The sequence below is a fragment of the Xanthomonas sacchari genome, from assembly GCF_040529065.1.
Taxonomy (GTDB): domain Bacteria; phylum Pseudomonadota; class Gammaproteobacteria; order Xanthomonadales; family Xanthomonadaceae; genus Xanthomonas_A; species Xanthomonas_A sacchari.
Map to the genome: position 1 here is coordinate 3022905 of NZ_CP132343.1, position 13588 is coordinate 3036492.

At 67.9% G+C, this 13588-nt stretch carries 11 protein-coding genes and 1 other RNA gene; 4 read left to right on the forward strand and 8 right to left on the reverse strand.

Features of this window, described 5'->3' with window-relative positions:
* Window positions 1-361: 361 nt before the first annotated feature.
* The 4 genes from dnaJ to hrcA all read right to left on the reverse strand — a co-directional run bounded on the left by dnaJ (window position 362) and on the right by hrcA (window position 5469).
* Window positions 362-1492, reverse strand: a complete 1131-nt coding sequence (gene dnaJ / locus RAB71_RS12680; RefSeq protein ID WP_010344260.1) for a molecular chaperone DnaJ — start codon at window positions 1490-1492, stop codon at window positions 362-364.
* Window positions 1493-1650: 158 nt separating this feature from the next.
* Window positions 1651-3576: a molecular chaperone DnaK gene (gene dnaK / locus RAB71_RS12685; protein WP_010344262.1), complete on the reverse strand. Its 1926-nt coding sequence runs from the start codon at window positions 3574-3576 to the stop codon at window positions 1651-1653.
* Between the two features lie 142 nt (window positions 3577-3718).
* Window positions 3719-4240 carry a nucleotide exchange factor GrpE gene (grpE, locus tag RAB71_RS12690; RefSeq protein ID WP_010344263.1) on the reverse strand — a complete coding sequence of 174 codons (522 nt, stop codon included), beginning with the start codon at window positions 4238-4240 and terminating at the stop codon, window positions 3719-3721.
* Between the two features lie 170 nt (window positions 4241-4410).
* Window positions 4411-5469 (reverse strand): heat-inducible transcriptional repressor HrcA, encoded by a 1059-nt coding sequence (hrcA, locus tag RAB71_RS12695; protein ID WP_010344264.1) that lies wholly within the window; start codon window positions 5467-5469, stop codon window positions 4411-4413.
* Between the two features lie 111 nt (window positions 5470-5580).
* On the opposite strand from hrcA, the gene recN reads away from it, so the two are divergent.
* Window positions 5581-7242, forward strand: coding sequence for a DNA repair protein RecN (gene recN, locus RAB71_RS12700; protein WP_010344265.1), 1662 nt, complete (start codon window positions 5581-5583; stop codon window positions 7240-7242).
* A 217-nt stretch (window positions 7243-7459) separates the two neighbouring features.
* Here the strand turns inward: recN and fur are convergent, their stop codons facing one another.
* Complete coding sequence (gene fur, locus RAB71_RS12705; RefSeq protein WP_010344266.1) at window positions 7460-7882, reverse strand: ferric iron uptake transcriptional regulator; 423 nt, start codon at window positions 7880-7882, stop codon at window positions 7460-7462.
* 103 nt (window positions 7883-7985) lie between these two features.
* Here fur and bamE point away from each other — a divergent pair, with 103 nt between their 5' ends.
* Window positions 7986-8384, forward strand: a complete 399-nt coding sequence (bamE, locus tag RAB71_RS12710) for an outer membrane protein assembly factor BamE (RefSeq protein ID WP_010344267.1) — start codon at window positions 7986-7988, stop codon at window positions 8382-8384.
* A 27-nt stretch (window positions 8385-8411) separates the two neighbouring features.
* On the opposite strand, the gene RAB71_RS12715 is transcribed toward bamE, so the two are convergent.
* Window positions 8412-8666: an RnfH family protein gene (locus RAB71_RS12715; RefSeq protein WP_010344268.1), complete on the reverse strand. Its 255-nt coding sequence runs from the start codon at window positions 8664-8666 to the stop codon at window positions 8412-8414.
* Window positions 8667-8671: 5 nt separating this feature from the next.
* Entirely contained in the window at window positions 8672-9103 is a 432-nt protein-coding gene (locus RAB71_RS12720) for a ubiquinone-binding protein (protein ID WP_010344269.1), read from the reverse strand.
* A 58-nt stretch (window positions 9104-9161) separates the two neighbouring features.
* On the opposite strand from RAB71_RS12720, the gene smpB reads away from it, so the two are divergent.
* Window positions 9162-9665: an SsrA-binding protein SmpB gene (gene smpB, locus RAB71_RS12725; RefSeq protein WP_010344270.1), complete on the forward strand. Its 504-nt coding sequence runs from the start codon at window positions 9162-9164 to the stop codon at window positions 9663-9665.
* Window positions 9666-10236: 571 nt separating this feature from the next.
* Here smpB and RAB71_RS12730 read toward each other — a convergent pair.
* Window positions 10237-12486 carry a S8 family peptidase gene (locus RAB71_RS12730; RefSeq protein WP_029562285.1) on the reverse strand — a complete coding sequence of 750 codons (2250 nt, stop codon included), beginning with the start codon at window positions 12484-12486 and terminating at the stop codon, window positions 10237-10239.
* Window positions 12487-13051: 565 nt separating this feature from the next.
* Between RAB71_RS12730 and ssrA the strand changes: the two genes are divergently transcribed.
* Window positions 13052-13403, forward strand: a transfer-messenger RNA (tmRNA) gene (gene ssrA / locus RAB71_RS12735).
* Window positions 13404-13588: the final 185 nt, after the last annotated feature.

Below are 13588 nucleotides of genomic sequence, written 5' to 3' on the forward strand. Positions count from 1 at the left end.
CACCCGGATGCGCGCGTGCCGGTGCGTTGCATGGCTTTAAGCAACAACGGCCTCAGCTGCGACGCTCCGACGAGAAAGCGTCGCGGCTGAAGCCGCTCCTACACAACATGGAGTCAGGATGCTCGAAGAAGTCCACGCATCCGGAATCAAGAATTTCTACTTCCCACTGGGCTCAGCGGCGAAACATTCCACTTGTAGGAGCGGCTTCAGCCGCGACGCTTTGACAGTAAAGCGTCGGGGCTGAAGCCCCTCCCACAAAGAGCGTTGCGGTGGCGAACAACACCGGAAATATCACGAATCCCGGCTCTCAACAGCCGCAGACTGGTCATCCCTAATCCCGAATCCCTAATCCCGGCTCACGTCACGACGTCATCCGGTCCCAGAAGCCCTTCACCCCATCGATGAAGGTCGCCGACTTCGGCGAATGCTTGCGCGCATCCTCGCCGGTGAAGGTGGATTCGAACTGCTCCAGCAGCTTGCGCTGGTCGGCGGTGAGGTTGATCGGGGTCTCCACCACCACGCGGCAGTACAGGTCGCCTTCGCTGCGGCTGCGCACCGAGCGCACGCCCTTGCCGCGCAGGCGGAACAGCTTGCCGGTCTGGGTCTCGGCCGGGATGCGGATCTCCGCCTCGCCGCCCAGGGTCGCCACGCGCACGGTGTCGCCCAGCGCCGCCTGCGAGATGCGGATCGGCACCTCGCAGTGCAGGTCGTCGCCGTCGCGCTGGAAGATCGGATGCTCGCGCACCCGCACTTCCACGTACAGATCGCCAGGCGGGGTACCGGCGGGACCGGCCTCGCCCTCGCCCGACAGGCGGATGCGGTCACCGTTGTCGACGCCGGCGGGGATCTTCACCGACAGCACCTTGGTCTCTTCCACACGCCCGGCGCCATGGCACTCGCCGCACGGGTTCTGCACGATCTGGCCGCGACCGGCGCAATGCGGGCAGGTCTGCTGCATGGCGAAGATGCCGCGCTGGATGCGCACCTGGCCGCGCCCGTGGCAGGTGCCGCAGGTCTCGACCTTGCCATCCGCCGAGCCGCTGCCGTGGCAGTGCTCGCACTCGCTCAGAGTCGGAATCTCGATGCGGCGCTCGATGCCGGCCACCGCTTCTTCCAGGTCCAGCTCCAGCACGTAGCCGATGTCGGCACCACGCCGCGGCGCACGCCCGCCACCGCCGGCGCCACCGAAGATGTTGCCGAAGATGTCGCCGAAGATATCGCCCATGTCCGGGCCGCCAGGGCCGCCGCCCATCCCGCCCATGCCGTGCTCGAACGCGGCGTGGCCGTGCGCGTCGTACATGCGCCGGCGGTTGCCGTCGGAGAGCACCTCATAGGCTTCCTTGCATTCCTTGAACGCGGCCTCGGCGGCGTGGTCGCCGGGATTGCGGTCCGGGTGGTACTTCATCGCGCAACGGCGATAGGCCTTCTTCAGCTCGTCGTCGCTGGCGGTGCGGGCCACACCCAGCACTTCGTAATAGTCGCGTTTGCTCATAGGGCGGGGATTGGGGATTCGGGAGTCGGGATTCGTTCAATGCAAAAGCGGAGAGCGTCAGCTCTTCCGCTTTTACAAACTTGATGGACAGGGATGGGAGTGGGAACCAACAGGCCAAGGCCTCCGCGAATCCCCAATCCCAAATCCCCAATCCCGGCTTACTTCTTGTCGTCCTTGACCTCGGTGAACTCGGCGTCGACCACGTCGTCGGACGAGGCCGAGGAGGCATGCGCGCCGCCGGCGTTGCCGCCCGGCTGCTGCTCGCCCGCCGCCGCGGCCGCGTACAGCGACTGACCGGCCTCTTCCAGCGCCTTGGTCTTGGCCTCGATCTGGCCCTTGTCGTCGCCCTTCATCGCGGTTTCCAGGTCCGCCAGCGCCGACTCGACCTTGCCGATCACGTCGCCGCCGACCTTGCTGCCGTGCTCGGTGATCGCGCTGCGGGTGGCGTGGATCAGGCCGTCGGCCTGGTTGCGCGCCTGCACCAGCTCGTGGAACTTCTTGTCTTCCTCGCGGTTGGCTTCCGCGTCGGCGACCATCCGCTGGATCTCGTCGTCCGACAGGCCGGAACCGGCCTTGATCTCGACCTTCTGTTCCTTGTTGGTCTTCTTGTCCTTGGCCGACACGTGCAGGATGCCGTTGGCGTCGATGTCGAAGGACACCTCCACCTGCGGCAGGCCGCGCGGCGCCGGCTCGATGCCGGACAGGTCGAACTTGGCCAGCGACTTGTTGAAGCGGGCCTGTTCGCGCTCGCCCTGCAGCACGTGCACGGTCACCGCCGACTGGTTGTCCTCGGCGGTGGAGAACACCTGCGAGGCCTTGGTCGGGATGGTGGTGTTCTTCTCGATGATCTTGGTGAACACGCCGCCCAGGGTCTCGATGCCCAGGCTCAGCGGGGTCACGTCGAGCAGCAGCACGTCCTTGACGTCGCCGGCCAGCACGCCGCCCTGGATCGCCGCGCCCAGCGCCACGGCCTCGTCGGGGTTGACGTCCTTGCGCGGCTCCTTGCCGAAGAACTCGGCCACCGCCTGCTGCACCTTCGGCATGCGGGTCTGGCCACCGACCAGGATCACCTCGGTGATGTCGCTGGCGCGCAGGCCGGCGTCGTTCAGCGCGGTGCGGCACGGATCGATGGTGCGCTTGACCAGGTCCTCCACCAGCGCCTCGAGCTTGGCCCGGGTCAGCTTGATGTTGAGGTGCTTCGGGCCCGACGCGTCGGCGGTGACGTACGGCAGGTTGACTTCGGTCTGCTGCGAGGACGACAGCTCGATCTTGGCGCGCTCGGCGGCATCCTTCAGGCGCTGCAGCGCCAGCGGATCCTTGCGCAGGTCGATGCCCTGGTCCTTGTTGAACTCTTCGACGAGGTAGTCGATGACGCGCTTGTCGAAGTCTTCGCCGCCCAAGAAGGTGTCGCCGTTGGTGGCCAGCACTTCGAACTGCTTCTCACCGTCGACGTTGGCGATCTCGATGATCGACACGTCGAAGGTGCCGCCGCCCAGGTCGTACACGGCGATCTTGCGGTCGCCGCCCTGGCCCTTGTCCAGGCCGTAGGCCAACGCCGCCGCGGTCGGCTCGTTGATGATGCGCTTGACGTCCAGGCCGGCGATGCGGCCGGCGTCCTTGGTCGCCTGGCGCTGGCTGTCGTTGAAGTACGCCGGCACGGTGATGACCGCCTCGGTGACGGTCTCGCCCAGGAACGCCTCGGCGGTCTTCTTCATCTTCTCCAGCACCTGCGCGGAGATTTCCTGCGAGGCCAGCTTGCGCCCGTCGGCGGTGGCCACCCAGGCGTCGCCGTTGTCGTGCTGGACGATGCTGTACGGCACCAGGCCGATGTCCTTCTGGACTTCGGCGTCGGTGAACTTGCGGCCGATCAGGCGCTTGACCGCGTAGAAGGTGTTCTTGGGGTTGGTGACGGCCTGGCGCTTGGCCGAGGCGCCCACCAGCACTTCGCCGTCCTTGGTGTAGGCGACGATCGAAGGCGTGGTGCGGTCACCCTCGGAATTCTCGATGACGCGGGCCTTGCCGCCGTCCATGATCGCCACGCACGAGTTGGTCGTGCCCAGGTCGATGCCGATGATCTTGCCCATTGCAATGACTCCTGAAAGGTCGTGTAGCCGGCCAGTGCCGGGATCTGGTTCGGATATAGGGATGGCTGCGGGTCATTCAAGCCATCGCCGCAAATTAGCGTTCCACGGCTGCCGCGCCGGGTTCAGGCGCGGCGGCCGGCGCTCAGTCGTGCTTGGCCACCACCACCAGGGCGGGCCGCAGCAGGCGGTCGTTGAGCAGGTAGCCCTTCTGGAACACCTGGATCACGTGCCCCGGCGCCACGCCCTCGGCCTCGGCCTGGCTGATCGCCTGGTGATGCTCCGGGTTGAACGGCTCGCCGGTCGGGTCGAGCAGGGTCAGGCCGTTGTCGGCGGCGACCTTGAGCAACTGCTTGTAGGTCAGCTCCAGGCCGTCGCGCAGCGGGCTGGGCTCGCTGCCGGCCGCGCTCAGCCCCGCATCCAGACTGTCGAACACCGGCAACAGGTCGCCGAGCAGGCGCTCGTTGGCGAACTTGCGCGCCTGCTCCACGTCGCGGGCGATGCGCTTGCGCTGGTTCTCCAGGTCGGCCCGCTCGCGCAGGGCGTCGGCCTTGACCAGGGCCAGTTCGCTGCGCAGCGTCTCGATCTCCGCCTGCAGCGGATCGGTCGAGGGCTGCTGCGCCTCGGTCAGGTGTTCGGAATCGAATTCAGGGTGCTCTTGCGTCATGTCCGGGTCCCTGGCGGGGTACGTCCCGCCTTACCGGACCACCTATGTGGGCGGTGCGGGCGGATTCAAGTGAGGCCGGGATGATCAGCCATTCGGCTGCTGAAAAGCGGGGATTCGGGATTCGGGATTGGGGATTCGCCCGGGCGCGGCGGCGCTTTGCTAGTGCTGGCTCAGCGGTCGCTGGGCGGGGACGGGTCCAGGCGGGCGCCGAGGACGTCGGCGGCGGTCTGGACCAGGGGGATGACCCGGTCGTAGTCCATGCGCTTGGGGCCGATCACGCCCAGCACGCCCAGCACCTGGCCGCCGGCCATGTACGGAGCGGTCACCAGCGACACGCTCTCCAGCGGCACCATGCCGGTCTCCTCGCCGATGAAGATGCGCACGCCCGGCGCGCGGATGGTGCGTTCGAGCAGTTGCAGGATCTCGCGCTTGCTGGCGAAGACCTCGAACAGTTCGCGCAGCCGCTCCAGGTCCGACAGGTCCTGCACGCCCATCAGCTTGGTCTGCCCGGCCAGCACCATGTCGTCGCCGGCAGGGGCCAGCGCCTGCTCGGCCAGCTCGACGCTGTGCGCCAGCAGCTGCTCCATCTCGTCGCGCGCGTGGCGCAGATCGCGCAGCAGGCTGGCGCGGATGTCGGCCAGGGCGCGCCCGGCGAAATGCCGGTTCAGATAGTTGGCCACCCGCTCCAGCTCGCCCGGCTCGTAGGCCTTGCGCGGCTCGATGACCCGGTTCTGCACCTCGTTGTCGGCGAACACCAGGATCGCCAGCACCCGCCGCGCATCCAGCGGCACGAAGTCGATGTGCCGAAACGCGAACTGCTCGCGCTTGGGCGCGCTGACCACGCCGACGAAGTGGGTCATCGCCGACAACAGCTCCGAGGCGCTGCCCAGCAAGGCCTGGGTGCCGGCGGCATTGGCCATCTCCGCGCGCAGCCGCGCCACCTCGCCCTCGGCCGGCGGGCGCATCTGCACCAGGCTGTCGACGAATACGCGATAGCCGGTGGCGGTGGGCACGCGTCCGGCCGAGGTGTGCGGCGAGCTCAGCAGCCCGGCGTCCTCCAGGTCGGCCAGGATGTTGCGGATCGTCGCCGGGCTCACATCCAGCCCGGCATGCCGGGCCAAGGTCTGCGAGCCGACCGGCTCGCCGTCGCGGATATAGCGCGAGATCAGCGTGCGCAGCAGCTGCCGGGCACGCGGATCGAGGCTGGAATGGACCGGGGAGGCGCGCATGGAATCAACCCGTGAGACTGGTCCTTAGATAATGTCTGCACGCCGGCTTGGCAAGTCATTGGCCCACCTACCCGCGCATGCTAGCGTTGCGCGGCTCCGGATGCAGACCCCATGCTCAGACATCTCTCGATCAAGGATTTCGCCGTCGTACGCGGCACCGAACTGGAATTCGGCCACGGCATGACCGTGGTGTCCGGCGAAACCGGCGCCGGCAAGTCGCTGATGGTGGACGCGCTCGGCTTCCTGTCCGGGCTGCGTGCCGACAGCGGCGTGGTCCGCCACGGCGCCGACCGCGCCGAACTGTCGGCCGAGTTCGTGCCCCCCGACCAGGCCCGCGCCTGGCTGCGCGAGAACGAACTCGACGACGACGAACACTGCCAGCTGCGCCGGGTGATCCGCGCCGACGGCGGCTCCCGCGCCTGGATCAACGGCCGCCCGGTGACCCTGTCGCAACTGGCCGAGCTGGCCGGCCACCTGGTCGAGATCCATGGCCAGCACGAACACCAGGCCCTGCTCTCGCGCGGCAGCCAGCTCGGCCTGCTCGACGCCTACGCCCGCAACGAGGCCGAACGCGCCGCGGTGCGCGCCGCCGCCGCCCGCTGGCAGGGCCTGCTCAGCGAGCGCGAGACCCTGCTGGCGCAGGGTGACGTCAGCGACCGCATCGGTTTCCTGCAGCACCAGTTGGCCGAACTGCAGCGCGAGGACCTAGACCCGGCGGCGATCGCCGCCCTGGACGCCAACCACCGCCGCCAGGCCCACGCCGCCGCGCTGATCGGCGCCTGCGAAGGCGCGGCGCAGCGGCTCAACGGCGACGAGGCGCCGGCGGTGTTGGACCTGCTGCAGCAGACCCGCCACGAACTCGGCAAGGTCGGCGAGTACGACCCGCGCCTGGCCGAGGTGCAGGCGCTGATCGACAGCGCCGGCATCCAGCTGGAGGAAGCGCTGGCGCTGATCGACCGGGTCCGCGATGACCTGGATGCCGACCCGGCGCAGTTCGATGAGATGGAACGCAAGCTGGGCCGCCTGCACGACCTGGCGCGCAAGCACCGGATCGGGGTGGACGCGCTGGCCGGGCACCGCGACGCCCTGCTGGCCGAAGTGGAGAGCCTGCGCGGCGCCGGCGAGCGGCTGAACGTGCTCGACGCCGAGATCGCCCAGGCCACCCAGGCCTGGCGCGACGCCGCGGCCGCCCTGACCGCCACCCGCGACCGCGGCGCGCAGGCGCTCTCGCACGACACCACCGCGCTGATCGGCGAACTGGGCATGGGCGGCGGTCGCTTCCTGATCCAGTTGGAACCGCACGAGACGGAGCGGCCGGACCCGGCCGGCGCCGAGCGGGTCGAGTTCCTGGTCGCCGCCAACGCCGGGCAGCCGCCGCGCGCCCTGCGCAAGGTCGCCTCCGGTGGCGAACTGTCGCGCATCTCGCTGGCGATCGAGGTCGCCGCGCTGGGCCTGGACGCGGTGCCGACCATGGTCTTCGACGAAGTGGACTCGGGCATCGGCGGCGCCGTCGCCGACATCGTCGGCAAGAAGCTGCGCGCGCTCGGCGAGCAGCGCCAGGTGCTGTGCGTGACCCACCTGCCGCAGGTCGCCGCGCAGGGCCACGCCCACTACCGGGTCAGCAAGGCACCGGTGGAGGGCATGACCCAGAGCTCGGTGGAACTGCTGGCCCCACGCCAGCGCGAGGAAGAACTGGCACGGATGCTGGGCGGGGTCGAGGTCAGCAAGGAAGCCCGCGCCGCGGCCAAGCGCCTGCTGCTCAGCGCGGGCTGAACGGCTGGCGATCGGGCAGCGCTGCCAGCACCTGGCCGTGCGACCCTGACCAAGCGCCGCAGGTCACTGAAAGCATCAAAGCCCCTCTCCCACCGGGAGAGGGGTTGGGGTGAGGGTCAGGCGCAGAGCAACCCGCTGACGTGATCCACACGGCGACACCCCACACCCTCATCCGCCCCTGCGGGGCACCTTCTCCCGGCGGGAGAAGGGAGAAGCCTCAGCCCTTCTTGCCGCCAGGCCGCTTGCTGCGCACGTACAGCACCAGGGAGTGCTCTTCCAGCTCGTAGCCGTGATCGGCGGCGATCTTGCGCTGCAATTCCTCGATCTCCGCGCTTTCGAACTCGATGATCTTGCCGGTGTCCACGTCCACCATGTGGTCGTGGTGGCCGCCGCGATCCAGTTCATACACCGCCTGGCCGCCCTCGAAGTTGTGCTTGAGCACCAGCCCGGCCGCCTCGAACTGGGTCAGCACGCGGTACACGGTGGCCAGGCCGATCTCGTCGCCGTGGTCCAGCAGTTGCCGGTAGATCTCCTCGGCGGTCATGTGGTGCCGCGCCGATTTCTGCTCCAGCAGCTCGAGGATGCGCATCCGGGGGTGCGTGACCTTCAGGCCGACTTTGCGCAGATCGTGGGATTCCATGGCGTCTCCGTTCATAGCTGGTTTATCGCCAGCTGCCTGGGAATGGGTCGCGGCGGTCGCCGGGAGTGTATCATCGACGTGATTTCATTCAGCCATGTCCCCGATGCGCAATCTCCTGCTGGTCGCCGCTGTTGCCCTGTCCACCGCTGGCTGCGGCATCATTTACAAGCAGCCCATCTACCAGGGCAATCTGATCAAGCCGTCGGCCGTGGAGCAGCTCAAGGTCGGGCAAAGCAAGCAGCAGGTCAGCGCGCTGCTGGGCAGCCCCTCGATTCCGGATCCGTTCCACGCGCAGCGCTGGGACTACACTTCCACCGAGCGGATCGATCGCGTCGGCCATACCGAGATCAAGAACTTCGTCGTGTTCTTCGACAACGACATGGTCACCCGCTGGGAAGGCGACTACTTCCCGGATCAGGACGAAGAGCTGGCCAAGAACAGCGTGCGCCAGTTCGGCCGCAACCTGGCCAAGGACAAGAAGAAGCAGCGCCGCGGCGAATGAGCCGGTGGCCGCGTCACGCCCCGCCGCTCAGCGCGGCTTGGCGCGGCGTCGCCTGGCGTCCTTGGGGTCGATCAGCAGCGGCCTGAGCAGTTCCACCCGGTCGCCGTCCTGCAACAGCCGCGTCGGTGCGGCGACTTCGCCGTAGACCGCGCACGGCATACCGGGCGTCGCTCCGTGCAACGCAACGGCGGCCAGCGCATCGGCCACGGTCGCGCCTTCCGGCAGATCCAGCCGCTGCGACACGAAGCGCTCCGGCCAGGCCAGCACCACCTCGATCTGCATGGCGGCTAGGCCTGTTCCCGGTCGGCCACGCGCACGAAGTCGTTGACCATGCGATCGGCCAGGCTCTGGAAGCCCAGCGCCAGCGCCGGCCCCAGCAGGCGCGAGGCCGGTTCGAAGTCGAGCATCAGGCTGACCTTGCTGGCATGGTCGTTGAAACCCTGGAAGGTCCACTGCCCCTGCAGGCGCTTGAACGGGCCGTCGCGCAGCTGCATATCGATGCGATCCGGGCGCTGCAGGCTGTTCTCGGTGGTGAACCAGGTGCGGAACGAACCCAACCCCAGGTCCAGCCGCGCGACCAGGATGCGGTCGTTCTGCTCGAGGATATGCGCCGCATCGCACCAGGCGAACCGGCGCGGATAGGCGGCGACGTCGTTGACCAGATCGAACATGCGCGTTGCGGCGTGTTCGACCAGAGCGCTGCGGCGGATGATAGGCATTCGGGACGGAAGTGGGACCAAGACGTTCGGGAGGCCCCGAATCGGAGACAATAGCAAGATGAGCAAGAAACCCGCCAAGGATAAAGCAAACGGCGCGACGGCCAACAAGACCATCGCCCTGAACAAGCGCGCGCGCCACGAATACCACCTGGAGGACCGCTACGAGGCCGGCCTGGCCCTGCAGGGCTGGGAGGTGAAGTCGATCCGCGCCGGCCGCGCCAACATCGGCGAGAGCTACGCCTTCGTGCGCCAGGGCGAGCTATTCCTGTTCGGCGCGCAGATCACCCCGTTGATCCAGGCCTCCACCCACGTGGTGGCCGACGACCGCCGCACGCGCAAGCTGCTGCTGCACCGGAACGAGATCGACAAGCTGATCGGCCGCGTCGAACGCGACGGCTACACCCTCGTGCCCACCGCGATGTACTGGAGCAAGAACAAGATCAAGCTCGAGATCGCACTGGCCAAGGGCAAGCAGGACCACGACAAGCGCAACGCGGCCAAGGACCGCGACTGGGCCCGCGACAAGCAGCGCATCATGCGCCGGCACAACAAGAATGCCTGAGGGGCTGGGAGTGGGGATTCGGGATTGGGGATTCGCAAGAGCGAGTCTCCTGCCCCGCCTAAGCACTCTTGCCCGCCTCGCCTTTCCTGTAGGAGCGGCTTCAGCCGCGACCCGGTGAAGCCGGGATTGGGGATTGGAGAGTCGCAACCGCGGCTGCCATTCCCACAAGCTCTGCCGCAAGTGCGACGCCGCAACACCGTGGCACGGCAGCCGCAAGAGCGCGCCGCTGTGCATGAATGCCCTTGTGGGAGCGGCTTCAGCCGCGACGCGATGACGCCGGAATCTCGACGTGATTCCAAAGCGCCCGCCGTACAGGGCACGCCAGCCATCTCAAGCGGTGTTCCTCAAACGTTGGTGTTCAGCCATCAGGGCGCCAGCAGACTCCCGTATGAAAGAGCATGCGGACTGGGAGCTGCTGTTGCGAATCCCCAATCGCCAATCTCGCCTCACCGCCTCGCGGCTGAAGCCGCTCCTACAGGAAATGCGGGGCGCCGGGGATCCGCCGTTGCGAATCCCCAATCCCGAATCCCCGGCTTTTCAGCAGCCGAATGGCTGATCATCCCCGCCCCCCTCACGTCCCGCCAAGCATCCGCATCAAACTCGGCAACCCGCTGCCCTGCATGTAGCGATCGCGCTGCAGGTCCAGGCACTGCGCCAGCACCAGTTGCTTGACCCGATCCGGGGCGCCGATGAACTCGCGGCGTACCGACAGGAACGCAGCGATCAGCCCGGACACATGCGCCGCCGCCATGCTGGTACCGCTCATCTCCACCATCCAGGTGCCGGGATCCTCGACCACAAACCCGTGATGCGCCGACAGGATCTTTTCGCCCGGCGCGACCAGGTCGGGCTTGTAGCGGCCATCGGCCGTCGGGCCGCGCGAGGAGAAATACGAAATGCCGTAGCTGTGCGGGCTGCTCTTGTGCACCGAACCCACCGCCAGCGACTCCTCCAGATTGGCCGGGTCGCCGATGCTCAGGTCCAGGTTCAGCGGGTAGGCCTCGCCGTCACCCTGCATCAGCCAGGCCAGGCCGTCGTTGCCGGCCGCGATCACCACCACCACGCCCTGTCGCCACAGCCGGCGCAACTCGTTGCACAGCGGGGTGAAGCCGCAGCCGTAGCTCTCGGCATCGAAGTAGCCGCCCAGGCTCAGGTTGACCCCATGCACCACCAGTTCGCCGGCACGCTCATTGAGTTCGGCCACCTGCTGCACGCCCTTGATGATCCAGGAGTCGCGGCCGTTGCCGTCGTCGTCCAGCACCTTCAGGCCGTACAGCCGCGCCAGCGGCGCCATGCCGGCGAACTGCAGCGGCGCAGTGGCCGGCAAACCGGGCAGCGGCGCCTCGCATTGTCCGGCGATGATGCCGGCCACGTGGGTGCCGTGGCCGTTGCCGTCGAGCGCATCGAAGCCGGCCTCGCCCGGGCGCAAGGCGCGCGGGCGCCCGCGCTGGGTGCAGTCCCACTGGGCCAGCACGGTCGGCGGCTGCCCGGCGGCGTGGAAGTGCGGATGCGCCGCGGCGATGCCGCTGTCCAGCACCGCCCAGCCGATCCCGGCGCCGAGTGCGCGATAGGCCACCTGCGCCGCGTCCACCTGGATCGTGCTGCGCGACTGGTAGATCAGCGCGCGCTTGCCCGCATCGCGCCACAGGCGTTTCAGATTGAGGTCGCGATAGCGCTCGCGCAGACTCTCGATCTCGAACCGGGTCAGCCGCGCCGACACGTAGCGCTGCATTGTGTCTTCCAGTTCGATCTGCGCATCCAGCGCCTCGCCGTGCAGGCCGGTGGAGGCCTCGGTCAGCGCGCGCAACGCGGCGATCAACTCATGTTTGCGTTGCGCCGGATCGCCGGCGTCGGACAACCGCTCGAGTTCGATCAGCACCTCGTGACGATAGTCCGGCGCACGCGCTTCCAACTGGTCGGACAGGTCCTTGATCAATACGGGGTGCGCGATCGGCTGATCGAAGCCCACCCCCACCGCACGCCTCACCTCGGCCCGCTCGTCGGGGATGGACAGGTAGCCGGCGGCCGAATGCGGGTTGTGCTGCCAATCCGGGTTGATCTTCGATCCGGCGATGTTGTGGAAGCGCTCGCCGGCATCAGCGATGTCATCGCTGAGATCGGCGTCCAGGGCCACCGGGTCGCGCCGCTCGGCGACGTTGACCCAGCGCGTCACGCAGGGCGGGAACGGCAGCTTCGGGGTCCCGGTCCACTCCTTGAACATGCTGCGCACCACCGGCAGCCCCAGCGGCGAGCCGAGCGTGAGCAGCAGCGACACCTCGCAGTCCTGCGGCTGCAGTTCGCGCAGCACGTCGTAGGCGATCAGCGAACCCTGGCTGTGCGCGACGATCACGAATGGGCCGCCGCCGGCGCGGATGCGTTGCAGCAGGTTGTCGCGCATCTGCTCACGTCGCGCCGGCACGAAGAAGAAATCGTGCACGTCCTGCAGCAGCGCCGCGGAGATCAGCTTGAGCAGCGCGCGGTTGAACACGTCGATCACGCCCTGCGCATGCACCTCGGCCGTCCCCGCCGCCGGTGGCGGCGCCGCCGTCTCCACCTCGTCCAGCACCTGGTGCAAGCGCGCGCGCTCGGCGTCGCTGCTGGCCAGGGTGTCGGCGAGCTGGCGCAGATCAGCCAGTTGCGGCGCCACGCCGAGCGCGCTCAGCATGCGTTGCTCGACCTGGTTCAATACCGGGCCGCGGTCCTGATCCTGGCAATCGCCCGGCTCCGGCGACGGATAGCGTTCGCGATTGACCCAATAGGCCATGCGCGTGCGCTCGCCCATCGCGCGGCCGAACAGGGCGCGATCCCACTGGCAGCGCAACACCTCGGCCGGCGGCTTGTTGCCGATGCCATGGATGTAGACGACGGTGCGCGCCTGCCCCTGCGCCAGCGAGCCTTCGCCGGTGGCCTTGGGCCGCAGCGCGGTGCGCGCTGGCGGTGGCGGTGGCGCGGCACGCGTCGCCGAGGCAGGCCTGCTGGTGTCGGGAGCCGAGACGTTGGAGCTGGACGCTGTTGCGGGCCTTGCCGACGCAGCCGCTCCTGCCGGCGTCGTCTTCTGCGCCCGCTTGGCAGCACGTGCGCCGCCTGCCGCCGTCTTGCGCGCTGCCGCCCTCGGCTTGGCGGCGGATGGCGCCTGCGCCTTGACCGGCGTCTTGCCGGGCTTGGAGGTCGGGGACGTGACGGGTGCCTTGGGCGCGCGCCCGCTGCTGCGGCCACGCGGCTGTCTGCTTGCCATTGCGCTGCTCCATGCCTGGGGGAATGCCTGGGGACGGCGGCGTGACGGGCCGGCGTCGCAGTGAAGCCAGCTTAAGCGCGGCCTGTCTCAAGACTTGTGACTGCCCTCCCCGATCCCTACACTGTGCAGGTCAGCGTTTGACGTTGTCCCCGGGGGTGCACTGGTTTCGACGGGGGTTGCAAAATCGCTTGGCGCATGCCGAGGGGGCAGCTTTCCTCGTAAATCCAGCCGCAAACTTATAGTTGCCAACGACGACAACTACGCTCTGGCCGCTTAAGGCCTAGCCCCGAAATCGCTTGTGTCCGTGCTCGCGACGTAGGGTCATTATCACGGAATCGCCGGTGGTGGCTGCCTGTCAGCCATTGGCTAAATCAAGCAGGCTGGTCCCGGGATGCGCTTCGCACATCGTGCTGTTCCGGGGCGAGATCCAACGATGAGCTAAGCATGTAGTGCCGGGGATGGAGTGCCTTCGGACGGCGGTTCGATTCCGCCCACCTCCACCATCCAAACGTCCATGGACGTGCAAACAAAGCTGGAATCCCGATTGCATCGAGGTTTCCGGCTTTTTTTGTGTCTGATGCTGGCCGGCAACACGCGGACCGGGCCCTACGCAAAGCGCCCGTCTGCCAACCTTGGCTCGGTCGATCACGCGGTCGCATGCCATGATGAGCGGGACGCCAACGACCCA